This is a genomic window from [Clostridium] celerecrescens 18A, assembly GCF_002797975.1.
Taxonomy (GTDB): Bacteria; Bacillota; Clostridia; order Lachnospirales; family Lachnospiraceae; genus Lacrimispora; species Lacrimispora celerecrescens.
Map to the genome: position 1 here is coordinate 787,805 of NZ_PGET01000001.1, position 25,750 is coordinate 813,554.

General features: G+C 42.6%; 29 protein-coding genes and 1 other annotated feature. Of the genes, 20 read left to right on the forward strand and 9 right to left on the reverse strand.

Annotation, left to right across the window (positions count from 1 at the left end):
• Positions 1 to 120: 120 nt before the first annotated feature.
• The 6 genes from H171_RS03780 (at position 121) to H171_RS03800 (ending at position 4,408) form a co-directional block, all read left to right on the forward strand.
• Positions 121 to 525 carry a VOC family protein gene (locus H171_RS03780; RefSeq protein ID WP_100303957.1) on the forward strand — a complete coding sequence of 135 codons (405 nt, stop codon included), beginning with the start codon at positions 121 to 123 and terminating at the stop codon, positions 523 to 525.
• Between the two features lie 30 nt (positions 526 to 555).
• A complete protein-coding gene (locus H171_RS24050) occupies positions 556 to 693 on the forward strand; it encodes a hypothetical protein (protein ID WP_157803111.1) in 138 nt (45 codons plus the stop codon).
• A complete protein-coding gene (locus H171_RS03785; RefSeq protein ID WP_100303958.1) occupies positions 683 to 1,222 on the forward strand; it encodes a hypothetical protein in 540 nt (179 codons plus the stop codon). The genes H171_RS24050 and H171_RS03785 overlap by 11 nt, the downstream gene beginning before the upstream one ends.
• Positions 1,223 to 1,394: 172 nt before the next feature.
• Entirely contained in the window at positions 1,395 to 2,630 is a 1,236-nt protein-coding gene (locus tag H171_RS03790; protein WP_330404281.1) for an MBOAT family O-acyltransferase, read from the forward strand.
• An 11-nt stretch (positions 2,631 to 2,641) separates the two neighbouring features.
• A complete protein-coding gene (locus tag H171_RS03795; RefSeq protein WP_100303959.1) occupies positions 2,642 to 3,748 on the forward strand; it encodes a DHHW family protein in 1,107 nt (368 codons plus the stop codon).
• 63 nt (positions 3,749 to 3,811) lie between these two features.
• A complete protein-coding gene (locus tag H171_RS03800) occupies positions 3,812 to 4,408 on the forward strand; it encodes a DNA-3-methyladenine glycosylase (protein ID WP_100303960.1) in 597 nt (198 codons plus the stop codon).
• 26 nt (positions 4,409 to 4,434) lie between these two features.
• Here H171_RS03800 and H171_RS03805 read toward each other — a convergent pair whose 3' ends face one another.
• A complete protein-coding gene (locus H171_RS03805) occupies positions 4,435 to 5,166 on the reverse strand; it encodes a class I SAM-dependent methyltransferase (protein ID WP_100303961.1) in 732 nt (243 codons plus the stop codon).
• Positions 5,167 to 5,524: 358 nt separating this feature from the next.
• Here H171_RS03805 and H171_RS03810 point away from each other — a divergent pair, with 358 nt between their 5' ends.
• From H171_RS03810 to H171_RS03835, 6 genes are all read left to right on the forward strand, one after another.
• Positions 5,525 to 6,100 (forward strand): NUDIX hydrolase, encoded by a 576-nt coding sequence (locus tag H171_RS03810; protein ID WP_242976854.1) that lies wholly within the window; start codon positions 5,525 to 5,527, stop codon positions 6,098 to 6,100.
• 54 nt (positions 6,101 to 6,154) lie between these two features.
• The gene (gene msrB / locus H171_RS03815) at positions 6,155 to 7,105 is read left to right on the forward strand and encodes a peptide-methionine (R)-S-oxide reductase MsrB (RefSeq protein ID WP_100303963.1); all 951 of its coding nucleotides are present in this window, start codon (positions 6,155 to 6,157) and stop codon (positions 7,103 to 7,105) included.
• An 80-nt stretch (positions 7,106 to 7,185) separates the two neighbouring features.
• Positions 7,186 to 7,728, forward strand: coding sequence for a beta-class carbonic anhydrase (locus H171_RS03820; RefSeq protein ID WP_100303964.1), 543 nt, complete (start codon positions 7,186 to 7,188; stop codon positions 7,726 to 7,728).
• 41 nt (positions 7,729 to 7,769) lie between these two features.
• Entirely contained in the window at positions 7,770 to 8,138 is a 369-nt protein-coding gene (locus tag H171_RS03825; protein ID WP_100303965.1) for an HsmA family protein, read from the forward strand.
• 45 nt (positions 8,139 to 8,183) lie between these two features.
• A complete protein-coding gene (locus tag H171_RS03830) occupies positions 8,184 to 9,173 on the forward strand; it encodes a Gfo/Idh/MocA family protein (protein ID WP_100303966.1) in 990 nt (329 codons plus the stop codon).
• Positions 9,174 to 9,251: 78 nt separating this feature from the next.
• Positions 9,252 to 9,505 (forward strand) — a binding site (T-box leader).
• A gap of 68 nt (positions 9,506 to 9,573) precedes the next feature.
• Positions 9,574 to 10,791, forward strand: a complete 1,218-nt coding sequence (locus H171_RS03835; protein ID WP_100303967.1) for a pyridoxal phosphate-dependent aminotransferase — start codon at positions 9,574 to 9,576, stop codon at positions 10,789 to 10,791.
• 56 nt (positions 10,792 to 10,847) lie between these two features.
• Here H171_RS03835 and H171_RS03840 read toward each other — a convergent pair whose 3' ends face one another.
• The 8 genes from H171_RS03840 to H171_RS24785 all read right to left on the reverse strand — a co-directional run bounded on the left by H171_RS03840 (position 10,848) and on the right by H171_RS24785 (position 19,133).
• Positions 10,848 to 11,813: a hypothetical protein gene (locus H171_RS03840; RefSeq protein ID WP_100303968.1), complete on the reverse strand. Its 966-nt coding sequence runs from the start codon at positions 11,811 to 11,813 to the stop codon at positions 10,848 to 10,850.
• 11 nt (positions 11,814 to 11,824) lie between these two features.
• Positions 11,825 to 13,408: an MBOAT family O-acyltransferase gene (locus H171_RS03845; RefSeq protein ID WP_100303969.1), complete on the reverse strand. Its 1,584-nt coding sequence runs from the start codon at positions 13,406 to 13,408 to the stop codon at positions 11,825 to 11,827.
• A gap of 3 nt (positions 13,409 to 13,411) precedes the next feature.
• Positions 13,412 to 13,639: an acyl carrier protein gene (locus H171_RS03850; RefSeq protein WP_100303970.1), complete on the reverse strand. Its 228-nt coding sequence runs from the start codon at positions 13,637 to 13,639 to the stop codon at positions 13,412 to 13,414.
• Between the two features lie 13 nt (positions 13,640 to 13,652).
• A complete protein-coding gene (locus tag H171_RS03855) occupies positions 13,653 to 14,825 on the reverse strand; it encodes a diaminopimelate decarboxylase family protein (RefSeq protein WP_100303971.1) in 1,173 nt (390 codons plus the stop codon).
• On the reverse strand, positions 14,822 to 16,339 hold the full coding sequence (locus H171_RS03860; RefSeq protein ID WP_100303972.1) for an amino acid adenylation domain-containing protein: 1,518 nt from the start codon (positions 16,337 to 16,339) through the stop codon (positions 14,822 to 14,824). The genes H171_RS03855 and H171_RS03860 overlap by 4 nt, the downstream gene beginning before the upstream one ends.
• A gap of 6 nt (positions 16,340 to 16,345) precedes the next feature.
• Positions 16,346 to 17,674, reverse strand: a complete 1,329-nt coding sequence (locus H171_RS03865; RefSeq protein ID WP_100303973.1) for a HAMP domain-containing sensor histidine kinase — start codon at positions 17,672 to 17,674, stop codon at positions 16,346 to 16,348.
• The gene (locus H171_RS03870; RefSeq protein WP_100303974.1) at positions 17,664 to 18,371 is read right to left on the reverse strand and encodes a response regulator transcription factor; all 708 of its coding nucleotides are present in this window, start codon (positions 18,369 to 18,371) and stop codon (positions 17,664 to 17,666) included. The genes H171_RS03865 and H171_RS03870 overlap by 11 nt, the downstream gene beginning before the upstream one ends.
• Before the next feature lie 123 nt (positions 18,372 to 18,494).
• Positions 18,495 to 19,133 carry a DUF1801 domain-containing protein gene (locus H171_RS24785; RefSeq protein WP_100303975.1) on the reverse strand — a complete coding sequence of 213 codons (639 nt, stop codon included), beginning with the start codon at positions 19,131 to 19,133 and terminating at the stop codon, positions 18,495 to 18,497.
• A 126-nt stretch (positions 19,134 to 19,259) separates the two neighbouring features.
• Between H171_RS24785 and H171_RS03880 the strand changes: the two genes are divergently transcribed.
• The 8 genes from H171_RS03880 to H171_RS03915 all read left to right on the forward strand — a co-directional run bounded on the left by H171_RS03880 (position 19,260) and on the right by H171_RS03915 (position 25,746).
• The gene (locus H171_RS03880; protein ID WP_157803112.1) at positions 19,260 to 19,820 is read left to right on the forward strand and encodes a ferritin family protein; all 561 of its coding nucleotides are present in this window, start codon (positions 19,260 to 19,262) and stop codon (positions 19,818 to 19,820) included.
• A gap of 485 nt (positions 19,821 to 20,305) precedes the next feature.
• Positions 20,306 to 22,213: an NADH-quinone oxidoreductase subunit 5 family protein gene (locus H171_RS03885; RefSeq protein WP_100303976.1), complete on the forward strand. Its 1,908-nt coding sequence runs from the start codon at positions 20,306 to 20,308 to the stop codon at positions 22,211 to 22,213.
• A gap of 1 nt (position 22,214) precedes the next feature.
• On the forward strand, positions 22,215 to 23,075 hold the full coding sequence (locus H171_RS03890) for a respiratory chain complex I subunit 1 family protein (RefSeq protein WP_100303977.1): 861 nt from the start codon (positions 22,215 to 22,217) through the stop codon (positions 23,073 to 23,075).
• Between the two features lie 47 nt (positions 23,076 to 23,122).
• The gene (locus H171_RS03895) at positions 23,123 to 23,545 is read left to right on the forward strand and encodes an NADH-quinone oxidoreductase subunit B family protein (protein WP_100303978.1); all 423 of its coding nucleotides are present in this window, start codon (positions 23,123 to 23,125) and stop codon (positions 23,543 to 23,545) included.
• A gap of 18 nt (positions 23,546 to 23,563) precedes the next feature.
• Positions 23,564 to 23,905 carry an NADH-quinone oxidoreductase subunit C gene (locus H171_RS03900; protein WP_100303979.1) on the forward strand — a complete coding sequence of 114 codons (342 nt, stop codon included), beginning with the start codon at positions 23,564 to 23,566 and terminating at the stop codon, positions 23,903 to 23,905.
• A gap of 36 nt (positions 23,906 to 23,941) precedes the next feature.
• On the forward strand, positions 23,942 to 25,021 hold the full coding sequence (locus H171_RS03905; protein WP_100303980.1) for a hydrogenase large subunit: 1,080 nt from the start codon (positions 23,942 to 23,944) through the stop codon (positions 25,019 to 25,021).
• Positions 25,022 to 25,075: 54 nt separating this feature from the next.
• Positions 25,076 to 25,441 (forward strand): 4Fe-4S dicluster domain-containing protein, encoded by a 366-nt coding sequence (locus tag H171_RS03910; protein ID WP_025233828.1) that lies wholly within the window; start codon positions 25,076 to 25,078, stop codon positions 25,439 to 25,441.
• A complete protein-coding gene (locus H171_RS03915; RefSeq protein WP_100303981.1) occupies positions 25,408 to 25,746 on the forward strand; it encodes a hydrogenase maturation nickel metallochaperone HypA/HybF in 339 nt (112 codons plus the stop codon). The genes H171_RS03910 and H171_RS03915 overlap by 34 nt, the downstream gene beginning before the upstream one ends.
• The last annotated feature ends 4 nt before the right edge of the window (positions 25,747 to 25,750 follow it).

Below are 25,750 nucleotides of genomic sequence, written 5' to 3' on the forward strand. Positions count from 1 at the left end.
TATTTAAGAAAATCGTTGCTTTGCGAGAGTTTGTTTTCATGGTATATTTAAAACCAGAAAGTAAAAAATAACAATGATCATTAAAATTACTTGATACAAATAAAAACAGGAGGTTTTACTATGCTAGGTCATTATTTGATGTTTAATAGAAACTGCGAAGAGGCAATTAAAACTTATGAAAAAGCATTTAACGGTACGATTACTGAGATGCGGAAATATAGTGATATGCCGCCAAACCCCGCTTTCCCTATTCCCGAAGAAAACAAAAATCTGGTTCTTCATGCCCGTCTTCAGATTGAAGGCACGGAAATTATGTGTGCCGATAGTTCTGAGAAAAACACAAATGGCAATAATATGTATGTTTCCATTACAACCAAGGATGAGGTGCTTGTGAAAGCTGCCTGGGATCTTTTAAAACAGGAAGGTAAGATCTATATGGATCTTATCCCATCATTTTTTGCAACATTACATGGATCCTTACAGGATAAATATGGCGTCAACTGGATGTTTACGGCTTTAAAATAGATACTGGATGCAGCGGCAAGGAATTGTCAAATGAAAATTCTTAAGATAGGGAACACCAGGAGAACCATTGACTTTCATAAGGGAGAGGAAGTGGACGAGGAGGCGTTTCAGGAATTCTATACTGATTTAATGAAAATAAAGGAGATCGTTTATAAAGATGAAAAATAAGATATCAGCAATTTTTATATTTGCGGCCATGGTTATGGTTTTAGTAACCGGATGCAAAAAGACAGAGGGCGGAGGTAATATGCCGGAAGCTTTGAAAGGAGATTTAACCTCAATTATTGGTACAATATACGAGAAAGCTAAGGTTGATTTAAGGCTGGAAAACACACCCATTGATTTAACAAATAAGGATATGGTGAAATATAACATGGGCCTTGATGATGCTTCTAAAGTGAAGGAAGCCGTTGTATCCGAGGCGATGATCGGTTCACAGGCCTATTCCCTGGTACTTGCCCGTGTAAATAATGTATCCGATGCAGAAGCAGTTGCAAAGGATATGCTTAATGGGATTGATCCGAGGAAGTGGATTTGTGTTATGGCAGATGACCTTCAGATTGTTACCTACAATGATTTGATAATGCTTGTTATGGTTGATTCCAATTTAAAGGATGCTGTAACCTCCCAACAGGTTGTAGATGCCTTTAAGGAAATGTGCGGTACAGATTTCGACCTTAAGTTATCTAAATCGTGACAGCATGGTATTTTCAAGCATAACATTTTTATATTATTTTTTACCTCTGGTTATTGGCGTATACTTTGTATGCCCGAAGAAGTTGAAAAATGGTGTGTTGCTTTTTTCTTCCCTAATATTTTACGGCTGGGGAGAGCCGAAATACATCATATTTATGGGCCTTTCCATCTTGGTGAACTACATTCTTGGTTTGCTCATTGAGCGATACTCCGGTTCGGCATGGGGGAAGGTATGGCTGCTTGTTTCGGTGGTCTTTTCCCTTGGAATGCTGGGGTATTTTAAATATGTGGATTTTTTTATAGCAAACATTAATTCCATGACTGGATTATCAGTCCCGATGCTGAACGTAGTTCTTCCCCTTGGCATCAGCTTTTATACGTTTCAAATTCTCAGCTATACCATTGATGTTTACCGAAAAAACACAAAGGCCCAGAAGAATCTGTTATCATTGGCCACTTATGTGGCCTTCTTTCCTCAGCTGATCGCAGGTCCTATTGTAAGATATACGGATATCGCACAGGCTCTGGACAGAAGGGAGCACAGCTTTTTAAACGCCCGCATTGGAATTCGCAGGTTTTTATTTGGAATTTCAAAAAAGGTGCTGATCGCCAATACACTCGGAGAATTGTGCAAAGCCTTTGCAGACTCCCCGGAACAAAATGTTTTATTCTACTGGCTTTATGCAGTGGCCTTTACTTTACAGATTTACTTTGACTTTTCCGGATACAGTGATATGGCAATCGGTTTAGGCAAGATATTTGGCTTTGATTTTCAGGAGAATTTTAATTACCCATTTATTTCCAAAAGCATTACTGAATTCTGGCGCAGGTGGCATATGTCCCTAGGAACCTGGTTCAGGGATTATTTATACATTCCCTTAGGAGGAAACCGTGTTGGCAGGCTGCGCTGGCTCTTTAATATTTTTTTGGTATGGATGCTGACCGGTTTATGGCACGGTGCGGCATGGAATTTTATCATATGGGGATTGTTATTTGCTATTCTCCTGATGCTTGAGAAGCTGTGGATCGGCAGTTACTTAAAGAACATGCCGAAAAGCATTTCTCATTTGTATGTTATGCTTCTTGTAATTATAAGCTTCGTCATATTTGATGCACCTGATCTGAGTACATCAGCGGAACGGCTTCGTTCCATGTTCGGAATGAGCGGACTGGCGCTTACAGGAGTCCAGTCAGCCTATTATTTAAGAAGCTATCTTATCATATTTGTGATAGCCATAACCGGAAGCACTGATTTGCCAAAGAGAATCATAGGCAGAATCCGCAAGACACCATTTGGAGCGATTGCCCTTACTTGGGCAGAGCCTGTGGTATGCATGGTGATGCTTTTGCTGACAACCGCGTACTTAATTGATGCTTCCTTTAATCCATTTCTGTATTTTCGCTTTTAAGGAGGGCAGGAATGAAGAATAGAAAAACAAATCGGATGATTGTGATTTTGGTAGGAACGGCATGGGTTCTTCTGGCGCTTTCTTCCTGGCTTTCACCAACACAGGAAATATCAGCCAGTGAAAGAAGAACGCTTGCCGGTTTTCCCGAATTTACTCTTAAAAGCCTTGTTACGGCAGGTTTTATGGAGGGCTTTGAGCAATATGCCAAAGACCAGTTTCCCTGCCGCTTTTTATACCGTACCATAAAAGCGTATGTTAGGTTTTATCCATTGGGTCAGAAGGATAATAACGGTATCTATATTCAGGATGGCTATGCCGTAAAAATGGAGTACCCCTTGAATGAAGCTTCCATTCAAAAAGCGGCGGAAAAGTTCCGGTATCTGTATGAAACATATATGGATGGTAAAGACGTAAAAACCTATCTAACCATTGTTCCTGACAAGGGGTATTTTCTCTCCCAGGCAAATGGCTATCCCTCCATGGACTATCAGAAGCTGTTTGATATGATGAAGGCAGATACAGATTTTGCGCAGTATATAGATCTAACGGATATTTTGGAAATTGAAGATTACTATAAGACAGATATTCACTGGAAACAGGAGCGGATCATTAAGGCCGCGGATAAAATCCGTAATGCTTTAGGAGAAGAGAAGGTAAACGCCGGACAATATAAGGAAATCGAAGCGGATAAACCCTTTTACGGAGTATATTATGGGCATTGTGCCCTTCCCATGAGACCGGACAAACTGAAATATCTTACCAGTGGCCCTATAGATGCCTGTACCGTTTATAATTGGGAGACAGGAAAGACCACAGCCGTGTATGATACCCAAAAGCTTACAGGAAATGATCCTTATGATGTGTATTTATCCGGTGCGGCGGCCCTTTTGGAAATCACCAATCCAAATGTAAAAAACGGAAAAGAGCTTGTGATATTCCGGGATTCCTTTGGAAGCAGTCTGGCGCCCCTTTTGCTTGATGGATATTCCAAAGTGACCATGGTTGACATCCGTTACATTGCCAGTAATTTGATCGGTGATTATATGACCTTTGATGATCAGGATGTGCTTTTTGTATACAGTACTTCGGTACTAAATTCCAGTACAATGTTCAAATAGGGCGGATGATAATCTGCTTTCAAAAATTCATCGTCGCTATGATACGAAAGGAAGGCTGAGGGGATGAAAAAACTAGACAGAGAATTCTATAACAGGGATTCGGTCCTGGTTGCCAGGGATCTATTGGGAAAGGTGTTTGTCCACGAGATTGAGGGACAGAGACTCGCCGTTAAGATTACAGAGGCAGAGGCATATATGGGCGTTGAAGATAAGGCTGCCCATTCTTACGGCGGAAAGAGGACACCAAGGGTGGAAGTGATGTATGGAGATCCTGGTTATGCTTATATGTTTCTTATCTATGGGATGTACAGCTGCTTCAATGTAGTAACAAGGGAGAAGGGGATTCCACAGGCAGTTTTAATAAGGGCTGCCGAACCATTGGAGGGAATCCGGTGGATGGCGCAAAAGAGATTTGGAAAGGAGTATGAGCAGCTTTCCAAAAGCCAGCGCAAGGGTCTTATAAACGGACCGGGAAAGTTTTGCAGCGCATTATCATTGGATAGAAGCTTTAACGGCATAGACTTATGCGGGGATCAGGTCTATTTTGAGGAAGGCACAGACAAAAATTTCAATATCATTGAAACAAAACGTGTAGGAATTGACTATGCAGAGGAGGCCAGAGACTACCTTTGGCGGTTTTGTATAGAAGGGAGCGAATAGGCTCCCTTTTTCTCGTTCTGATAACGTTATTTTTTCCTTGCTGAAATGATCAGCATCATGGGCCGGCGAAGCTCATTTTCCATGCCTTCCACGGTTTGAAGCAGATGCTCTGATGGCTGAGGTTCCACAACACCGGTTAATTCAAAGCCTGCCTGTATCAAACCATTCAAATAGGTGGTCAGGGTCTTATGATATTTCGTAACATTTTCTCCAAGGAAACTGGCCTGTCTATGTCCCTCAAAAAAGTAATTGTCAACCGGAAAATGAAGGATCTTTCCGGTTTCATCGTAATACCATTCCTGACTGCCATACGCTGTAAAAACCGGGTGCTCTACAGAAAAGACAAAATCACCGCCCTTAACAAGACAACAGGATACCTTTTCAACAATCTGTTCAAATGATTCCAGATAGTGGAACGCAAGAGAGCTTATGACTGCATCAAATGTATTTTCACTGAAAGATATTTCTTCTATTGGCATGTTGTGATAACAGATTTTATCACTTGTCTTTTCCTTAGCAATTGCAAGCATTTTTTCGGAAATGTCAATGCCTGTAACAGCTTTGGCCCCATGCTCTATGGCATACTGACAATGCCAGCCAAATCCACAGCCTAAATCCAGCACCCGTTTGGCTTTGAATTCTGGCAGCATTGATTCAAGAGTCTTCCATTCCCCTGCACCGGCAAGCCCTTTTGTAGAACGGTCCATTTGACTGTATTTTTCAAAGAATGCTTTGTTATCGTAAGGATTCTGTTTCATTGTTGATTTCATCTCCTCCTGTCACTTTTAACGCATATCCCCATGTTTCTTTTTTGAAGATTTAAAGGGATTATAGCACAATAATCTGAAAAAAGCTTTAAGATTCCAATCATGAATCATAGTAGTTACGCATCTTCCTAATATCATTCTGCCGGTCTGGCACATGGAAAAAAAGGATGAATATATAGTATATAAGTAGGAATTACTATTGTTATTATATAAGATTTAGTGTAAAATTTATATAGCATTTATCCCATGGTTTTGAGGATCGGTCCATGCCCGGGCTGATTCACAAAACTTCAAGCGGAAGGAGGCCATTATTCTGGAAAAAGAACAATTTTCAATCCGGCGACCTGGAATGATCGGAGAAGAAAAATTCAGGCAGTATGCGGTTCTGATTCCCCTGATCCATATTTCAGGAGTCACTTATCTGCTATTTGAAAAAAGGTCTAATGAGTTAAAGCGGCAGCCGGGAGAGGTTTGTTTTCCAGGCGGAAAGCTTGAAGCTGGAGAAACCCTTCAGGAATGTGCGGTACGTGAGACAGTTGAAGAACTGAACATATCTCCTCAGCAGATTGAGGTGATGGGACCGGGAGATATTTATCTGTCACCCTTTAACTTAATGATCCATCCATTTATTGGCACTATAAGTGATTATCAGGACACATTCAGCAGAGATGAAGTAGAAGAAGTTATAAAAATACCACTGGATTTACTCCGCAGTCAGGAACCAGAGAGATTTGTGAGTAAACTGATTTCGGAGCCGCCGGAGGATTTTCCGTATGAATGGATTCCGGGAGGGGTAAAATACCCTTGGGCAAAAGGAACTTATGACGTCTTGTTTTATAGATATGAAGACTGGATCATATGGGGTATGACGGCTCAGATCGTGAAGTCAGCGTTGAAGCTGATGGAAGAATATCATATCATTTGATTCCATGATGGAGAAAAAGGCAGTTTTTTATACTTTTAGAGAGAGGTGATTTCTATGAAGAAAGAAATTTATCTGGCAGGCGGATGCTTTTGGGGAACAGAAAAGTACCTGGAAAATATTCCGGGCATCCTGTTTACAGAGGTGGGATATGCCAATGGTAAAACAGAGAATCCGACTTATAAGGAAGTATGCAGCTATGATACCGGGCATGCAGAAACGGTGAAGGTGGAATACGACGACAGCATAATAGGTCTTACCTATTTGCTGCAGCTTTATTATGACGTGATCAATCCCATAAGCGTGAACCGCCAGGGAGGCGATGTTGGTTCCCAGTACCGGACAGGAATCTATTTCACGGCTGACAGGGATGAGACAGTGATCCAGGATTCCATAAATGAGCTTCAGAAAAAATATAAAGAAAAAATAGCGATTGAAGTAAAGCCTCTTTCCTGTTACTACCGGGCAGAGGAGTACCATCAGAAATATTTGGACAAAAACCCAGGAGGATACTGCCATATTGGTGCCGATAAATTTGAAAAGGCAAAGAAGGCGGAGGATAAAAGCAAAAAATATGGAAAAAGAACAACGGAAGAATTAAAAGAAAACTTAACGAGTCTGCAGTTTGAAGTAACACACAACAGTGCAACAGAGCCTCCCTTTCAAAATGAATACTTTGATAAATTCGATGAGGGAATTTATGTAGATATTACAACAGGGGAACCGCTTTTTATGTCAACTGATAAATTTGAGTCAGGCTGCGGCTGGCCCAGCTTTTCTAAGCCGATTGACTCAGAGATCATTAAGACCCATGAGGACCGGAGCTTTGGAAGAATACGCACGGAAGTGAGGAGCAAGCTGGGAGATGCCCATCTGGGCCATGTATTTGACGATGGTCCTATAGACCGTGGAGGACTGCGCTATTGTATTAACAGCGCTTCTTTAAGGTTTATTCCCAAAGAAAAGATGGAGAAGGAAGGATACGGAGATTATCTGAAACTGTTTTAACCTCATAAAGTAACGAAGCGGATTGCGGATATCCGGTTGACTGACAGGACTGAAATAAAAATGCGGAAGAAGAATGAAGGATGATTAATGAAATACTGAAATTCAATAAAGAGTTTGTTGAAAACAAAGGATATGTAAAATATATTACCAATAAGTTTCCGGATAAAAAAGTCGCTATTGTATCCTGTATGGACACAAGATTAACGGAATTATTGCCGATGGCCCTTGGGCTTAAAAATGGGGATGCAAAAATCATCAAAAATGCCGGGGGTATTATATCCCACCCATTTGGAAGTGCCATGAGGAGCCTGCTGATCGGTATTTATGAATTGGATGTCAAGGAAATCCTCGTAATCGGTCATACCGATTGCGGGGCCAGACATACGGACAGCAAGAAAATCATTGAAAAAATGAAACAGCGGGGAATCGAGCAAAAGAATATCGACCTGGTAAAATACTATGGCATTGATTTTGATTCATGGCTGGGAGGATTTAAGGATCTGGATTTGTCCATCAAAAATTCCGTTGATCTGATTCGCAACCATCCATTTGTTCCGGAGGAGATCATGATACACGGTCTGGTAATAGATTCTGTTACCGGTGAATTAAGAAAGGTTATTTAAGCAGCAGTTCTTGGCGGATTTCGCATAAAAGGAGGATTTTCATGCTAGTTTATGCAGTGATATCGATTACTTTGGCATTGGTATTTTATACGATCGGCGTATGGAGCGAACGGATCCAGGGCCAGCTAAAAAAGTGGCATCTGGTAATTTTCTGGTTAGGCCTGGTCTTTGATACCATCGGCACCTTATTAATGGATAAACTCGCCTCTAACGGTTTCCAGCTTAATTTTCACGGAGTAACCGGCCTTCTTGCCATTCTGTTAATGGTGTTTCATGCGGTTTGGGCTACCATAGTTGTGGTAAGGGATAATAAAGAAGCCAGAGCTGATTTTCACAAGTTCAGCATTATTGTATGGATTATCTGGCTGATTCCATATGTGTCTGGTGCAGCATTGGGTATGGTAAGGTAGTGTGGGATAAAGTAACCACTAATTTGTACTTGAGAGGAGATAAGGATGAAATTAGGCATTATTGGATCAGGGAAGATTGTAAAGGAGTTTCTGCCAATCGTTCATTATTTGGATAAGGTGGAGCTTGCGGCCATTTGCTGTACGAAAAGAAGTGAAGCAGTGGGAAGAGAACTTGGTGAAAAATATAACATAAAACAAATTTTTACAGATTATCAGGACTTCTTAAACAGTGATGTAGATACGGTTTATGTGGCTCTGCCTAACCATTTGCACTTTCAGTTTACGAAAGAGGCACTGGAGGCAGGAAAGCATGTGATTATAGAAAAACCCTTTACCACCACCTTTAAAGAAGCCCATATATTAAGCGGGCTGGCAAGAGAAAAAAGGCTGTTTTTATTTGAAGCTGTTACGACCCTGTATCTGCCGAATTATAAAAGAATTAAAGAGCTTCTGCCAACCCTGGGAAACATAAAAATCGTTCAGTTCAACTATTCCCAGTACTCCAGTAGATATGACAGCTTCAAAGAGGGGCGCATTCTGCCTGCCTTTGATCCCAATTGTTCCGGCGGTGCGCTCATGGACATTAATATCTATAACATCCATTATGTTGCAGGATTATTCGGAAGACCGCTTAAGGTGGAATACTTCCCCAATGTGGAGAGAGGGATTGATACCTCTGGAATTTTAATTTTGGACTACGGCACTTTTAAATGTACTTGCATTGGAGCAAAGGACTGCAAGGCTTCTGCCGCTAATTATATCCAGGGGGAGAAGGGGGTCATCCGTCAGGATACGCCTGCCAGCATCTGCAGAGGCTTTGAAATCATCAGGAATGATGAGACTAAATCCCTTGTAAATGAAGATAATTTCGAACACCGTATGGTGAATGAATTTATGGAATTCCAGGATATGATCTGCGGTAATGATCTGGAAAGGTGCTATCAGCTTCTGGACCACACCCTGCTTGTAAGCGAAATTCAGACAACTGCAAGACATAAAGGAGGAATCCGGTTCCCGGCAGATGAGGAAATTTAAGACAGGGTTATCCGCGGTGATAAATTATTTTTAGTAATTGACAATTCTTCCTGCCTGTGTTATTATTGCGGAAATAGTGAAAAGGCAATGAAGAGAAATAGTACATATACAATAAATTTCAGAGAGAAGATGGTTGGTGCGAATCTTTATTTTAGTATATCGAAGCAGTCTCGGAGCTTTGAACCGAAAAATGGTTTCCCTGATTTCAAGGAGATGTTTAGTAGGCTTCAACGTATTCCCACGTTACAGGGGCACGATATGATGGTATCGTAGAGAGTGCAGAGATTTCTCTGAATTTAGGTGGTAACACGGATTGTACATTCGCCCTAAACGTTTCGACGTTTAGGGCGTTTTTTTATTACCTTCACTTATTAAATTACATAGAAAGAGGAGAGCAATGATGAGAAATTTTGAAAAATCCAGTAAGCTGGATCATGTGTGTTATGATATCAGAGGTCCGGTCATGGATGAAGCAAACCGGATGATCGATCAGGGAGTTGATATATTAAAATTAAACATTGGAAATCCGGCTCCCTTTGGTTTTCGTGCGCCGGAAGAACTGCTTAAGCAAATGAATGAAAACCTGTCCTGTACGGAAGGCTACTCGGATTCCAAAGGGCTGCTGTCAGCCAGAAGGGCCATTGTAAAATACTGTCAGAAAAAAGGGATTGAACAAGTTACTGTAGATGATGTATACACGGGAAATGGCGTAAGCGAACTGATTACCTTAGCCATGCAGGGGCTGTTAAACAGTGGGGATGAGATTCTGGTACCTTCTCCGGACTATCCTTTATGGACTGCGTCCGTAACACTTTCGGGAGGAACCGCTGTCCATTACATGTGCGACGAAGAGGCGGAGTGGTACCCGGATATCAACGATATCAAAAGTAAAATTACAAGCAGAACCAAGGGGATTGTCATCATCAACCCCAACAATCCTACCGGAACCCTGTATCCCAGGGAAGTCCTTGAGGAGATTGTGGAAGTATGCCGGAAACATGGACTGATCATCTTTGCAGATGAAATTTATGACAGACTAGTATTTGACGGCCTGGAACATGTATCTATTGCCTCTCTGGCACCGGATCTTTTGACCATCACATTCAATGGCCTTTCAAAGTCCCATCTAATTGCAGGATACCGCTGTGGCTGGATGAGCCTTTGCGGTGATAAATCCTTTGCAAAAGGGTATGTGGAAGGGATAAACTTATTGTCCTCCATGAGGCTTTGCTCCAATGTTCCGGCCCAGTCCGTGATCGAGGCTGCACTGGAAATGGAGGAGGAAACAAAACAATTGATGATACCGGGCGGGAGAATATACGAACAGAGAAAATACACCTACCAGGCGTTAAATGAGATTCCGGGAATTTCGGTGATAAAACCAAAAGCAGCCTTTTACATGTTTCCTAAAATTAATACCAGTAAATTTAATATTTATGATGATGAAAAGTTTGTATTAGACTTTTTAAAGGATAAGAAGATTCTGCTGACTCATGGAGGCGGGTTCCACTGGGAAAAACCGGATCATTTCCGGGTCGTTTACCTTCCGGAGCTAAGCCAGTTAAAAGTGGCATGTGATAAGCTGGCGGATTTCATGTCCTATTACATACAAAAATAGTGACAAAAGAGCATTGGAAACAGCCTGTATTCCAGCTGCCCAATGCTCTTTAAGTGTTAATGCTGTTCCGTCAGTTTGAGATAATTTTTATACTCTTTGTTCCAGCCTGCAAACAGATCATTTTTCCGGTGGTCGGTTAAGTCTGTGTGCTCTGATAAATATTTCCCCATATAGTCTGATACTTTTTTTGCTCCAAAGTAGTTTAAGTGATCACCGTCATCGCGGGAATCGTTTGCCCAGTCAATGCCCAGGGTATCGATATCTAAATTTAAGTCAATGTAAGTCAGCTGGTTTTCGTTGGCATAGGCTGCGGCTGCATTGTGCTTGGCGTAGGACCAGCATTTTGGCGAAGGTGCGCTGTATAGGATCAGCTGGATATCCTTATGCCTGCACAGGCCAGCGATTTTGTTTAAGTATAGTAAGGGCTGCTCGTCAATCACATAAACATCGTCTGTTTCAGTGACATAAGGCCCTCGTTTGTAGGGATTCACGATTGCGCTGTACTGATATCCCTTATAAACCGTAGGCTGCTCCTGCTTTATCCTATGGCCTAAAGTTTTCAGCATATAAAAATGAAAGTATTTCCAGTTGTCATGGTATTTATAAATGGGAAATATTTTTTTGACTGTTTCTTCGATGGAAGTTTCAAGGGTATTGATGTATTTAAAATCCCGGTAAAATGCATTGGTTTCCAGGAAAACAACCTTTGGCTGCTGGTTTTTAAGCACCCGATCCAGCAGATAGTAAGTATCCTGAAGCTGCTGGCTTGGGACGCCGCAGTTATATCCTGTGTAGCCGTAATCATTCCATACTTCCATGGGTGAAATGCTGGCGCTGCATTCGCTGTCCCCGATCGCCACATAATCTATGGTGTTTTTTGGTTCCTTTAGGATGCCGTTTGCCTTTTTATATAAGCTGTCTCCCATGTTATTGTATGGAATCAGCAGGTAGGAGGCAATGTACAATAAAAGAAAAAGTCCGGTTAAAAATGACAATGTTTTTATCCTGTTTTTGCTCTTCATCTCATCACCCCTTAAAATCCGGCATAAATTAGTTTTGCAGGTATATATCCTTCGCCGTATGCCCCCAAAACTATGACAAGGAGGATTGCGGCGTAAAGGAAGGTCCAGCGGGCAAACATATTCCAGCCGGAAATCCTTTCACGGATAGAGATCCCCCGTTCATGGATCACGCCCACGGCATATACCGCAAGAAAACCAAAGAATACGGCAATGAAATCCGGCAGAGTCAGACCAAGCTTAAGGAGTGAGCCGTCAGTGACCGCAGACCAGTGAAAGCCGGTGAAAATGGACCGGAACATATTCATGCCGGCGGTCAGATTGCTGGCCCGGAAGAAAAGTTCTCCTGTAAATACAAGGAAAAGCAGCTTCACTGTCTGAAAACTCCTGTACAAGCTGCAGGTCCTATCGATCCTTAAGGTACTTGTAATCCTTTGGACCGCCGGTTCCAACAGATTCCCCATGAGAATGAGGACAAAATAATACATTCCAAAGAAAATATAGTTCCAGCCTGTTCCGTGCCACAGTCCGTTTAAGATCCACACGCCAAACAAAGCGGCAGAAGAGGAGATAATCTGCCCCAAATGCTTTCCGAATTTCGCCCGTGATTTCTTTCCCAGATTCTTGACGAATTTGGTTAGGGATATGGGATAAAAGATATAATCCTTTAACCAGGCGCCAAGGGTGATATGCCAGCGTCTCCAGAATTCCGATGCGGTTTTGGAGAAAAAGGGCTGACGGAAGTTTTCGGGAATGGATACTCCAAACATTTCTCCTGTACCGATGGTCATGTCAATACAGCCGGAAAAATCTGCATATAGCTGAAAGGTATATAAAACGGCACCAGTGATAACGATGATCCCGCCGTAATGATTGGGGGTATCAAAGATCGTTTCCACAAGCAGATTAAGCCGGTCTGCAATAACAAGTTTTTTAAATAATCCCCACATGATCCGCTGAAGGCCGTAAGTGACGTTCTTGTATTCCAAAGGCTTTCCCTGACAGAGGGCTTTGGCAGTCTGGGAGTAGCGGCAGATAGGGCCTTCCAACAGTGTTGGAAAGAAGGAGAGATACAAGGCCAGTCTGCCTAAATTGTCGTCAGCCTCTATTTTTTCATAATAAACGTCGATCAGGTATGAGACCGCCTGCAGGGTGTAAAAGGAAATACCGATTGGCAGGGCGAACTTCATGGCAGGCAGAAGCCTTGGGAAAGATACTGCTTTTAATACCAGGTTAAAGTTTTCGAAAAAGAAACCTGAGTATTTTAAAATCAATAAAATGCTAAGCTGCAATCCGATCCCAAGCCATAAGATCCTGCGGCGTTTGGTCTCATAGGCTGCTTTTTCTGCCTTTTTATTCTCGGGGGCGTGAACTGCCGATAGAAAGTCCTTTTTACAGGAAGTAAGCCACAGACCGGTGTGGTGAATGGAAAGGGTGGAAAAAAGCAGGTATACCAGCAGCTTTCCGCTAAAAGAAAGAAAAAAGACATAACTGGCAGTAAGCAGTACTTTATAACGGAAGCTTTGGGGCGCAAGCTGATAGGCCAGCAATACAACCGGCATAAAGATGAATAGGTACAGGAGTGAATTGTAGGCCATCCTTTATTCCTCATTTAACCGATGGATCATATCCCAAATTGCCTTTGCAGAGTTAAAATTAGCGGGTATCATGTCTATGGGAGTGATCTCAATGCCAAATGCATCTTCGAGCTCCGGTATGAGAGAGAGAATGGAAAACGAGTCTAAGAGCCCTCCGTCAATGAGTCTTGTTTCTGTTTCATAATCAATGCCTGGGTTAATATCATTTAAGATCTCTAATAATTGTTCCATGGTTTTGTCTCCTTTATAGTTGAAAATAATTGAAAGCATTCGTTTGTAAATGAGGTCTTGCAATATGGAAGTTGTCTTTAGCAGAATAGAGAAGGATCTGCGGCAGATCCCGGCTTAAAAATAAGGACATGCCTTCTGTTGCAGAATAAGCACCGGTTTTTTGGAATATGATCCGGTCTCCTATCTGCAGGTTTTGAAAAGGGTATTTCTTTACAAGCACATCATTCACCGTGCAAAGAGAGCCGCAGACCGTCCATTCTTTTTTCTCTCCTTCCCGGTGATTAAAATGAAGGATAGGCGGCTTTTTCATGGCCAGCATTTGCCCGTAATAATTTAGCTGGTGGATACCGCCGTCAACAATGCAGTAGGGCTCTCCCTTGTTTGTCTTCTGATCCACCACGCTGGTCACGTAGAATCCACAAGGTGCGGCGATAAATCTACCCATCTCCAGTGTGACCCTGCCGCCGAACGAAAGATTTTTGATGCACTTGGCAAGGCCATTTAACATCTGATCTTCTTCATTTTTCTCACCTTCAAAATAGCAGACAGGAAGACCGGGACCATACTCCAGCCGTTTGACAGGAAAGCCGTATTCCTGATTTAATTCCCGGCATAACTGGTCCAGCATATGAAGTTCGTTTTCCAGTTTTGCTATTGATTTCTTTTGGGTTCCGGAAAAGTACTGGATACCTTCAATGGTTATAAATTCATGGGAGCCGCCTTCCATGATCTGCCGGATCATGCTTTCATCCATACCGAACTGATTCCCGGACGTCAGGCGGAGGAGGACGCGTATGGGTGTTTGAAGCTTTGAGCTGCAGTCTCTAAGAATCTGCCAGTGGGAGAGGGACTCGACGGTATAAATGATCTTATCTCCATAATGTCTCAGCGCGTATTCTATGTCCTCAGGCTTCTTATGTACACCGGACATGATAACTTTCCCCATGTCGATTCCGGCTCTTTCGCAGATGGTGAATTCGCCGGGAGAGCAGACCTCAAAGGAGTCCACTACTTCCTCTAAATCCTTAATGACAAATGAATTGGCCTTCATGGCATAGCATAATTCCACGTCCTCTCCAAGAAAATCCCTGATTTTTCTGATCTGTTCAGCTAGGATATCCGTATCAAAAATGTAGAAGGGGGGGTGGTACTCATGAATGTCATATTCAAACCTTATCTCGTTCATGGCTGTTTTCCTTTACACACTTCCAATAATTTTTTTCTGTCTATTTTTCCGTTAGCAGTGACTGGCAGTTCCGGTAGGGAATAAAACGCGGATGGAATCATATAAACCGGAAGAGATTCCCTCATCCGTACTGAAATTTCCCTTCCCTCCATACCACCGACATAAAATGCCCCGATCCGGTTTTTCTCCTCATCAAAGACGCAGCATGCCCGCTGAATGAGCGGATAGCTGTTTATGACGGCTTCGATCTCTTCCAGTTCTATGCGGTGTCCCATGTGCTTGATCTGAAAGTCCTTGCGTCCGGCAAAGCAAAGCTCCCCGTTCTCATGGTAGAAGGCCAGGTCCCCGGTCCGGTAAATTGTTTCCAGGCAGTGCATGTTAAGGGGATTCTGGACAAATACCTTTTTTGTCTGCTCCGGATTGTTATAATATCCCAGGGCCAAAGCAGTTCCGGATACGCAAATCTCTCCAATCTGGTCCTTTTCAGTGACTAGTTTGTCATCCTGATCCAGGAGGAAGACCTTTTCATTGGGAAATGCCTTTCCAATAGGAAGGGTTTCATGGGCTTCAAATTTCCGTTCCACAGGGTAGTAGGTACAGTTGCATGTGATTTCTGTAGGTCCGTATAAGTTTACGTAGATCGCATCAGGGAGGTAATTCTGCCAGGTTGTTAAATGCTTAACAGGCATTGCTTCGCCGCTGAATAAGACCTTATTAACCCTGGAGGGAACCCTATAGGTGAATCCCTTTAATTGGGGAATCAGGCACAGAGCGGAAACCGCCCAGATCAGGGTTGTTACCTGGTGTTCGCATAAGAAGTCTAGGAGCTCCGTCGGGATGGAAAATAATTTTTTCGGGATTATGACCATGGTGGCTCCCGCTTTAAGGGTGGAGTAGATATCTTTAACAGACACATCAAAGTCAAAGGGGGCCTGATTCCCGATTTTGTCCTCCCCGGTTATGCCGAACATGGAAGGAAAATATTCCATAAAATCAATCACCGACCGGTGGCTCACCAATACCCCCTTAGGGACGCCGGTAGAGCCTGAGGTAAAGTTGCAGTACAGTGGATCGATATCCAGGGAAAGATCACGGATAAGTGTTAGGGACTCCTCCCTTATTTCGCTTTTCACAATCTCATGGTAATCAAACAGATTGCCGGAAAATTCCACGCCTTCGGGCATTACCCTGGTATCCCCTAAGGTGATGACAGAATTTGCTTTAAGCACCTTAAGAATCTGGCTGATCCGAACAGCCGGCTGTGCCGGGCTGATCAGTACATAAAAACAGCCGGAATATACAATGCCCATGAATGTTGTAAGAGCCTTCACACTTTTATCCATAAAAACCACAACAGGGTTTCCCGGTGATTCATAACCGGAAAGAAAGCTGCCGATCCGTTTTGCATGTAATAACAGTTCCTTATAAGAACAGCTATTCTCCTGATCTACCGCCGCAATTTTCTCAGGATAGATGCTTGCAGAGTGTTCAAGATACTCAAGTACGTTTCTCATAGGTTGTTACTCCTCTCTGTCTGGTTCGATTGGAAACGTCACACGAACTTTAAAATTTGTCCGGTTTTTTTGTATCTCAAAGGTACCATTCATCTGTTCTACTATTTTCAGGCAGGTTTTAAGTCCAATGTTGGTGCTTTCTAAAAACATGCTGTCCGTACGGATCTCATTGGAGATGGTGATGATCAGGTCATTGCCGTCTATATGGCTTTTGACAAAGACCGGCCTATCGATGCCGGCGTATTTTCTTACATTGGAAAACAGATTATCAAATAACCGTCTTAAATATTGGATATCAGCGGTTATGCTGCAGGATTCCTCTACAAATTCTGTTTTTACGTCAAGCCCCAGGTTGCCAAGATCAAATACGTACTCCATAAGCAGCTGCTGGAGAAGGATCTTAGCGTCAAAGGTCTCCATCTGCATCAATATCTTCTCTTTGCCGAATACAAGAAAATACTGGAACAGACGGTCAGATAATTCCTTTAGCTGAATGGATTTATTCTTGCAGCTTTTGATGTATTTGTCTAATTGTTCTTCCGAATGATAGCTTTTGGATTCCAGTATTTCCAAGTAGCCGATCAGTGAAGTAAGGGGAGTCCTGATGTCATGGGACATGGAAGTGATCAGCTCACTGTTTGCTTCCCAGGCGTCCTTTTCGCTCTTATATCGTGTAATAATAGAATTTCTCATGTTATCCGCATTTTTTGCCAGCAATGCAATCTCATCATTCCCTTTATAGAAAATGGGCTGCTCCAGATCCCCTTTTTCAATCAGGGATACCTCTTTTGACAATTGCATGATCCGGGCAATGATCCGGTGGTTATAGAAAATCAGGATCACAAACAGAAACAGGAAAAATACTCCCCATGAAATATAAGTTACCAGGTTATACCATTTGATTTCCGAGGAATCAATGATGGACACGGAATAGGTACCGTCGCTGAAGGTAATATCCCGTATGGCCTGTTTGCTGCTTTCCCCAATGGAACTGGCAGTTTCATAGGGAGCGTATGCATCATTCCAGAATCCGGATTCGTAGATGATCTCGTTGCCGTTAAAAATAGTTACGTAGACGTATTTATGGTTCTTTACCCATTTGGAAATGGATCTTACATTTTTCACTGATATGTTGTATTTATTAATGTAATTTTCAAAAGAGTTTTGATAACCGGTCAAACGTTTCCAGGCGGCATCTTCATTCATATGGTTCCTGGATACCAGATAATCGCCAAAAGCCTGGGAGGCAAAATACATCCCAAAGCTGATGACCGCGCCAAAGATCAATACAAATACTTGCTTATATCGTAAAGACGAGATCCATTTATGCTTCATCGATCTGATAGCCCTTTCCCCAAACGGTTCGTATGATGGTGGGATTGTTAAAATCCAATTCCAGTTTTTTTCGAAGCTTTAAAATGTGTACCATAACAGTATTCGTGGAAGAAGGGAGGAACTTATCATTCCATACGCCCTCGTAGATTGATTGTGCATCCTTGGCTTTTCCTCTGTTCCTTACCAGATACATCAAAACCTGGAACTCTGTGTCCGTAAGCTCGATTTTTTGATTTTCCCGATAAACAAAATGGCCTGCGGTATCGATCATAAGATCCTGCAGCCGGATCTCTGAGCTATTGGAAAGAGGTGCTCCTTTCCCTTTATAAACAACATATCGTCTTAAAAGAGAACGGACCTTCATGAGAAGCTCTGCCTGTGAAAATGGTTTTACAAGATAATCATCACCGCCGTTTTCATAGGCTTCTGTCTTATCACATTCTTTTGACTTTGCGGTTAAAAACAAAACGGGGGCAGAAGATATCCTACGGATCTGGGTACAGGCATCGATTCCTGATAAATCTGGCATCATAATGTCTAAAATAATAAGATCAATATCAGGATTATCTGTGACGGCCGCGACTGCATCACTTCCGTTTGCTGCTTCTGACACGGAATAGCCTTTGCTTTCCAGCTGAATGCGAAGGACTTCCCGGATGTCAGCATCATCATCCACTACCAATATCAATGTATTCATGGATCGGCAGTCTCCTTTTTATTAATTTAATATGAAAAATTATATCATTTATGGATAGAATAACAATGAAATCCAGGGGAATTAAGAATTATTAAGATTTGGTCCGTGATTATCAAAGACCGGTCAGGAATGACCGGTCTTTGTATTTTTTTTAGGGGAATATACCATGCCCATATAGGCATCGCCGGACCGCAGCTCATCAAGCATCTGGTCGATCCGTTTTTTGCGGGTTTCCGGACGCCTGGCCCTTGTGATCCAGCCGATATAGTCATTTTTTTGATAAGAAGGACGGGCATTGTAGGCCTCTGTTAAATTCTCTTTCCAAAGCTCCGCCATTACATCATCGGGCATGGGATAGCGGGGGCGCAATGTCTTTTCTTTTGTTTTTCCCGCTTTTTTCTCTTCCAGAAGAACGGCCTGTTCGGCTGTCCGAAAGCGGACCATCCTTCCTATAAGCTCAAGGGGGAGGGGCTTGTCATATGGAAACTGGACCGTGCCCTTTGAGTAATGGTATTCCTTCAGTTCTTCCTGAAAGGCATTGATTGCGGATGGGGCCGGATGAAATCCCACATGCTTTTTCCCTGCCGAGAAATGTACCAGATTGCCGTAATAGTCAAATGTGGCCATTCCCCAGCTGATTTTTTCCGTTGCTTCCGGTGCTGCCTCTTTTATGGTCTGGTACAGCTTTTCCAGAATAGCCTGTATATCCTGGCGTTGGCCTGCAATGTATTCTCCAATTGTAGTTGGGAGTTTCTGTTCCATACGATACCTCCTCTTTCTGCATCTTTGTTATATAATATCATATTTCCAATAATTTTGCCTAAAACCAACACTGGTTATTCAAAAATATCATAGAATATGGAAAGACTCTTATTTGGAGATAACAAAATGGGTTATTACGATTACGAAGGTTACCAGCCATATTCATATGGTTATATTCCACCATATTGGAATACACCGGCATCTCCCCTGTCATTTCAACAGATGATGAATCCTGACATTTTCACATATCCACAGAATCTTGATGGTGCCCTTGAATTGATTCTGGAAGCACTATCGGGTGAGACGGAGGACAGGGTATTTTATATGTGGTTAATAAACCAGGCTTCCTCAGAAGAGGATAAGCAGATTATATCCGGTATCCGTGACAATGAAATAGGACATTATACATTGTTCCGGCAAATTTATCAGGATTTAACCGGTGAGATGCCCCCATCTACGGAAGGAGAAGCTTTTGTAGAGCCGGAAAGCTATTGCGCTGGTTTGTCAAGAGCCTTGTTAGGTGAGCAGAATGCAGTACAAAAATACCGTAAGATTTTATATGCCATGCAATCTCGCCTCCATATAAATATGATGGTTGAAATTATCACAGACGAAATCAGGCACGGAATTTTATATAGCTATCTCTATTCTAAAAATGGCTGCGGAAGCCAAAATACCCTGGAATAAACCACTGGATCGGCAGGCATGGAGAGAAGTTTCTGATTAAGCATTGAGGACTGGAAAAGGCATCTGAAAGGCCATTCGGATGCCTTTTCTATTAATTTAACGATTTCTTCACACACCGGTTTCCTGCAGAAAAGTTAAAATTTCGTTAAAAAATTGAGCGTTATTTTTGGAAGTCTGTTAAGAAGTTGTATATATTTTTGCAAAAATATATGATTTTATCTTGTATTTCCCCCTTTTATTCTGATTTATGGAGTGCTCTCAAATTCTTTTGAATTGGTTTTTTGAACTGTGTTTTTTAGTGTAAAAATTGTGTAAATTGTACATAAAACAAAACATTGACAACCACTTTTAGTGTGATATAATGAGCACGAATTAATCGATGATGCGGCAGAGAGCATACAGCTGGAGAATTTTGACGGTATCGTTGATTTTTTTTATTCTCGATTGTGACAGATATAATAAAACAAAAGCAAGGTGATGAGTGTATGGGTGCGATTACGGTTTTGATTTTATTTCCATTGGCTGCAGCGTTAGGAATCTTACTGGTCAAAAACGATGAGGTAAGAGATATGATTGTCAGGGTAGGAGCCGCAGGTACGGCTGTTTTGACACTGACAGTTGTAGGGTTATATTTTAAGAGCGGAATTGCTTTGTCCTTCCGTTTGGAAAAAGCAATTGAGGTTATCATGGCAATTATAGAGACGGCAATTGCGGTGTATGTGATTTCCATCGGCATCAGGTATAAAAAGTATGTTATTTCGGTTTTGTCGTTTGTACAGGCGGCTGCAATGCTTTGTTTTGAATATAGGGTAAAACATAATATTGAAGTTAAGCATGCCATGATTTTCGATAAACTTACGGCAATTATGGTACTGGTTATTGGACTGGTAGGGAGCCTGATTTGTATTTATGCGGTGGGATATATGAAGACTTACCATATCCACCACAAAGAATATAAAGAAAGGAAAAGCTTCTTCTTCGCAGTTCTATTTTTATTTCTTTCCGCTATGTTTGGAATTGTATTGAGCAATGATCTTACATGGTTGTTTTTTTGCTGGGAGCTTACGACACTTTGCTCCTTCCTGCTGATTGGTTATACAAGGACAAAAGAAGCCAGAAACAATTCCTTCCGTGCTCTGGTGATTAATCTGGGCGGCGGAGTTGCTTTTGCAGCTGGAATCATTTTCATCGGCATTTATTATAAAACTCTGGAATTGTCAGTGGTTACCTCCATGAAGCCGGAAGCGGAGATGATGATACCTGTATTTTTCCTGTCTCTGGCTGCACTTACCAAATCAGCCCAGCTTCCATTTTCCTCCTGGCTTCTCGGAGCAATGGTTGCACCAACTCCTTCTTCCGCTTTGCTGCATTCCGCAACTATGGTAAAAGCTGGTGTGTACTTAATCATCCGTCTTGCGCCGCTGTTAGGATCGTCTGCTGTTGGAAGAACCGTAACCTTTGTGGGTGGAATCACGTTTCTTGCCTGTTCCCTGATGGCTATTTCCCAAAGTGATGCCAAGAAGATTTTAGCTTATTCCACTTTGGCAAACTTAGGGCTCATCGTAATATGTGCCAGCATCGGAACCCAGGAATCCTTATGGGCTGCCATCCTTTTGATCATATTCCATGCAGTATCCAAATCCCTGCTTTTCATATCCGTTGGTTCCATCGAGCATCAGATCGGAAACCGGGATGTGGAAAATATGGATGTTCTCCTTGGGATTTCAAAAAAGCTTGCGCTCTATATGATGATCGGCATCGCCGGAATGTTTCTGGCTCCTTTTGGAATGCTGATATCAAAATGGGTAGCCATGAAGGCGTTTATTGATTCCAATAATGTGATTACTGTTATTATTCTGGCCTATGGCAGCGCCGCCACATTGTTTTATTGGACAAAGTGGATGGGGAAACTGGTTTCAAGGGCCAATATGAACAAGCAGATTGAGAGCAAATTTCACATGGATGAGGAGATTCCCATTACAATCCTCGCGGGAATGGTAGTGGTATCCTGCTTTACCTTTCCGCTGGTATCAAAATACGCACTGATTCCTTATCTGACGGAAGTATTTGGAAGGACAGCTTTGATCCCTATCGGAACGAATGATATTAAGCTGATGCTGTGTATGCTGAGTATGCTCATCCTCTTGCCTATCAGTTTTATTCCGATGTATAAAAATGATAAAAGAAGAAAAGTTCCGGTTTATATGGCAGGAGAAAACACCGGGGATAACGAAACATTCTATGGAGCCATGAATGAAAAACGAAAGATGGAACTGAGCAACTGGTATATGGAAGATTATTTTGGCCCCAAGAGATTAACTCCGTGGAGTGATGTTATAGCTGCCGCAATTTTGGTTGGCGGAGTCATAATGATGATAGGAGGAATGGCGTAATATGAATATTTTAATCATGATAGGGATCGCCGTTCTTGCTCCTGTTGCCGGAGGGCTGCTGACAGGAATTGACCGTATGTTATCAGCAAGGCTTCAGGGAAGACAGGGACCGCCCTTACTTCAACCTTTTTATGATGTGCTGAAGCTGTGTCAGAAAGAATCCATAGAGGTTAATTCCATGCACCGTTTCTTCGTGTATATCTCCCTCGCATTTGTGGTATTCACCACGGTGATCCTTCTTTCAGGGGGAGATATCCTGTTAGCGATATTTGCCCTGACTCTTGGCTCCGTATTTTTCGTATTAGGCGGCTATGCATCCAATTCTCCTTATAACACCATTGGTTCGGAAAGGGAATTGCTTCAGATCATGGCTTATGAGCCAATGGTACTGCTTACCTGCGTTGGACTATATTATGCTGAGAACAGTTTTTTTGTAAAGGATATCGTGATGGCACAAACGCCCTCAATCGTCTATCTTCCGGGAGTGTTTGTTGGACTTTTATTTATCCTGACATTTAAGCTTAGAAAATCCCCCTTTGACTTAAGCATGTCCCATCATGGACATCAGGAAATCGTAAAGGGAATTACCACTGAGTATTCCGGTAAGGATCTGGCTGTGATTGAGGTAACACACTGGTACGAGGTGATTATTACTCTGGCTCTTGTGTATGTGTTTTTTGCAACTGCTGCACCGATGAGCCGTGTTTTTGCAGTCATCGTATGCCTGCTGGTTTATTTTCTCGAAATCATCATAGATAATGGAGCCGCCAGGGTAAAGTGGCAGCAGGCTCTTAAATCAGCGTGGATCGTAACCGGAATCATGGGTACGGTGAACTTAATCATCCTGTCATATTTCAGATAAATTCCTGGCAGGTCATGAAAGCTGCCAAGAGGCGGAATGGAGGATATATGAGTGTTGTAAAAAAATCGCCATGGATTCTGCATTATGACGGAACCAGCTGCAACGGCTGTGACATAGAGGTACTGGCATGCCTTACACCTCTTTACGATGTGGAACGATTTGGAATCATCAATACAGGCAATCCGAAGCATGCGGATATTTTACTTATTACCGGCAGCGTAAATGAGCAGAATATCCCAGTAGTAAAGCAGCTATATGAACAGATGCCTGATCCAAAGGCAGTGGTGGCTGTTGGAATCTGTGCCACTTCAGGAGGTATATTTGCTGAATGCTATAACGTGGTTGGCGGAGTAGGGAAGGTGATCCCGGTGGATGTTTACGTGCCGGGCTGTGCAGCTCGTCCGGAATCGATTATTGATGGCGTTGTGAAAGCGCTTGATATTCTGGAGGAAAAGAGAAAGAAACATTGATTCATTAGGAGGCTAATTATGGCTGAACAGATATTAAAAGAGATCTCCGCAAATGATCTGCTGGCGGAGACGCTGAAAATAAAAAATGACGGTTACCGGCTTGTTGCTGTTACCTGTACCAATAAAGACGGCATGGAATTGACCTATTCCTTTGATAAGGATCATGTGCTTTTGAACCTGCGGATTTTAACCGATACAGAGACGGAACTGCCTAGTATCAGTATTATTTTTCCGTATTCCTTTCTATATGAAAATGAGATAAAGGAACTGTTCGGAGTAAAGATCACGGGGATAACGCCGGACTTTAACGATACCTTATATAAGATTCCGGTCAAGACACCGTTTCATATGAATGATTAGGTATGATGCTGTTTGGCGTCAGAATGGAGGCTACTTATGGGAAACAGGACAATTGTTCCGTTTGGACCTCAGCATCCGGTGCTTCCGGAACCGATCCATCTGGATCTGGTTTTGGAGGATGAAAGGGTTATTGAGGCGATCCCAAGAATCGGATATATTCACAGAGGTCTGGAAAAACTGGTAGAAAAGAAGGATTATCAGCAGTATGTTTATGTTGCGGAGCGGATCTGCGGCATCTGTTCCTTTATGCACGGCATGGGATACTGTATGTCTATAGAAAGCATTATGGAGGTGGAAATCCCGGAACGGGCAAAATTCCTTCGGACCATATGGGCAGAGCTGTCCCGTCTCCACAGCCATCTTTTATGGCTGGGCCTATTGGCAGACGCCTTTGGATTTGAAAGCCTGTTTATGCAGTCCTGGAAGTTAAGAGAACAGGTTCTGGATATTTTTGAAGAAACTACCGGAGGCAGGGTCATATTTTCCGTATGCGATGTGGGTGGTGTGAAAAAGGATATCTCTTCTGAGACCTTAAACAGGATGAAAGAGGTCTTAACCGCCATGGAGAGGGAATTAAAGGAGGCTGCCGCCGTATTTTTAAACGATTCCACCGTAAAGCTCCGCACAAAAGGAATTGGCGTACTGTCTAAGGAGGCAGCGTTCGAACTGGGAGCGGTCGGTCCTATGGCAAGGGCCAGCGGGATTGAAATGGATATAAGGTCCCAGGGATATGCGGCCTATGATCAACTGGATTTTAAGCCGGTCACAGACCAGGGCGGGGACTGCTATGCAAGAACCAAAGTCCGGATCGGTGAACTGTACCAGTCCATTGATCTTATCAGGCAGTGCATTGCCATCATTCCCGATGGTGAGGTTAAAAGAAAAGTAACAGGAAATCCAAAGGGAGAGCATTTTACCCGTTTGGAACAGCCAAGAGGAGAAGTGCTTTATTATGCAAAGGCAAACGGAACAAAATTCTTAGACAGAGTCAGGGTCCGTACTCCCACCTTTGCCAATATCCCGGCCTTGCTGGAGACTTTAAAGAACTGTTCTCTTGCTGATGTACCGATTCTGATCCTTACCATTGATCCATGCATCAGCTGTACCGAGCGATGATAGGCCCGGTTCAAAGATATCATTGCTGGGAAGAACAGCGGAATTGAGGATAGTATGTCTATATTAAGGATGTCAAAGACGCTTTTAAAAAACCTGTTACATGGTCCCTATACGGTTCCATATCCGGTTAAGCGAAAGGAAACATATGAACGCACCAGAGGAAAGATCGAGATATCGGTGGATGATTGTATATTCTGCGGGATGTGTGAAAGAAAGTGTCCCACAGGAGCCATTCAGACAGATAAATCGAAAGCTCTCTGGAGCATTGAGAGGCTTCAGTGTATTCAATGCGGTTATTGCAGTGAGGTATGTCCGAAGAAATGTCTGAGGATGGAAAATCAATACACAGAGCCATCATACGGAAATGTAAGGGATGAATATGTGAAATGCATGAATACCCAATCACCCAGCGAATCATAGAGATTGCCGGAGAATATGCTGAAAAACACCACGCAGGGGAAATAAAGGTCATTAATCTGGTGGTGGGAGATACCTGCGGTTATGTGGCCAGTTCCATTGAACTTTATTTTGACATAATAGCAGAAGGAACTCCTTGTGAAAAAGCAAAGCTTCATATTAAAAGGGTAACACCTGAGCTTAAATGCAGCACCTGCGGAAAATTATTTGTCCGGAAACCCTACACCTTTGAATGTCCTTTTTGTAAAGGAGAAGGCCGTCCCACAGATATCGGACAGGAATTTTATATTAAGTCGATTGAAGTTTAGAGAT

Coding starts and splice junctions, on each gene's coding strand:
- H171_RS24050 (WP_157803111.1), top strand. CDS start 556: ATGAAAATTCTTAAGATAGGGAACACCAGGAGAACCATTGACTTTCAT.
- H171_RS03850 (WP_100303970.1), bottom strand. CDS start 13,639: ATGGAACAATTATTAGAGATCTTAAATGATATTAACCCAGGCATTGAT.
- H171_RS03915 (WP_100303981.1), top strand. CDS start 25,408: ATGCATGAATACCCAATCACCCAGCGAATCATAGAGATTGCCGGAGAA.
- H171_RS03885 (WP_100303976.1), top strand. CDS start 20,306: ATGGGTGCGATTACGGTTTTGATTTTATTTCCATTGGCTGCAGCGTTA.
- msrB (WP_100303963.1), top strand. CDS start 6,155: ATGAAGAAAGAAATTTATCTGGCAGGCGGATGCTTTTGGGGAACAGAA.
- H171_RS03835 (WP_100303967.1), top strand. CDS start 9,574: ATGAGAAATTTTGAAAAATCCAGTAAGCTGGATCATGTGTGTTATGAT.
- H171_RS03840 (WP_100303968.1), bottom strand. CDS start 11,813: ATGAAGAGCAAAAACAGGATAAAAACATTGTCATTTTTAACCGGACTT.
- H171_RS03855 (WP_100303971.1), bottom strand. CDS start 14,825: ATGAACGAGATAAGGTTTGAATATGACATTCATGAGTACCACCCCCCC.
- H171_RS03900 (WP_100303979.1), top strand. CDS start 23,564: ATGGCTGAACAGATATTAAAAGAGATCTCCGCAAATGATCTGCTGGCG.
- H171_RS03805 (WP_100303961.1), bottom strand. CDS start 5,166: ATGAAACAGAATCCTTACGATAACAAAGCATTCTTTGAAAAATACAGT.
- H171_RS24785 (WP_100303975.1), bottom strand. CDS start 19,133: ATGGAACAGAAACTCCCAACTACAATTGGAGAATACATTGCAGGCCAA.
- H171_RS03780 (WP_100303957.1), top strand. CDS start 121: ATGCTAGGTCATTATTTGATGTTTAATAGAAACTGCGAAGAGGCAATT.
- H171_RS03870 (WP_100303974.1), bottom strand. CDS start 18,371: ATGAATACATTGATATTGGTAGTGGATGATGATGCTGACATCCGGGAA.
- H171_RS03785 (WP_100303958.1), top strand. CDS start 683: ATGAAAAATAAGATATCAGCAATTTTTATATTTGCGGCCATGGTTATG.
- H171_RS03795 (WP_100303959.1), top strand. CDS start 2,642: ATGAAGAATAGAAAAACAAATCGGATGATTGTGATTTTGGTAGGAACG.
- H171_RS03910 (WP_025233828.1), top strand. CDS start 25,076: ATGTCTATATTAAGGATGTCAAAGACGCTTTTAAAAAACCTGTTACAT.
- H171_RS03890 (WP_100303977.1), top strand. CDS start 22,215: ATGAATATTTTAATCATGATAGGGATCGCCGTTCTTGCTCCTGTTGCC.
- H171_RS03865 (WP_100303973.1), bottom strand. CDS start 17,674: ATGAAGCATAAATGGATCTCGTCTTTACGATATAAGCAAGTATTTGTA.
- H171_RS03905 (WP_100303980.1), top strand. CDS start 23,942: ATGGGAAACAGGACAATTGTTCCGTTTGGACCTCAGCATCCGGTGCTT.
- H171_RS03825 (WP_100303965.1), top strand. CDS start 7,770: ATGCTAGTTTATGCAGTGATATCGATTACTTTGGCATTGGTATTTTAT.
- H171_RS03895 (WP_100303978.1), top strand. CDS start 23,123: ATGAGTGTTGTAAAAAAATCGCCATGGATTCTGCATTATGACGGAACC.
- H171_RS03860 (WP_100303972.1), bottom strand. CDS start 16,339: ATGAGAAACGTACTTGAGTATCTTGAACACTCTGCAAGCATCTATCCT.
- H171_RS03830 (WP_100303966.1), top strand. CDS start 8,184: ATGAAATTAGGCATTATTGGATCAGGGAAGATTGTAAAGGAGTTTCTG.
- H171_RS03810 (WP_242976854.1), top strand. CDS start 5,525: ATGATCGGAGAAGAAAAATTCAGGCAGTATGCGGTTCTGATTCCCCTG.
- H171_RS03845 (WP_100303969.1), bottom strand. CDS start 13,408: ATGGCCTACAATTCACTCCTGTACCTATTCATCTTTATGCCGGTTGTA.
- H171_RS03880 (WP_157803112.1), top strand. CDS start 19,260: ATGGGTTATTACGATTACGAAGGTTACCAGCCATATTCATATGGTTAT.
- H171_RS03800 (WP_100303960.1), top strand. CDS start 3,812: ATGAAAAAACTAGACAGAGAATTCTATAACAGGGATTCGGTCCTGGTT.
- H171_RS03820 (WP_100303964.1), top strand. CDS start 7,186: ATGATTAATGAAATACTGAAATTCAATAAAGAGTTTGTTGAAAACAAA.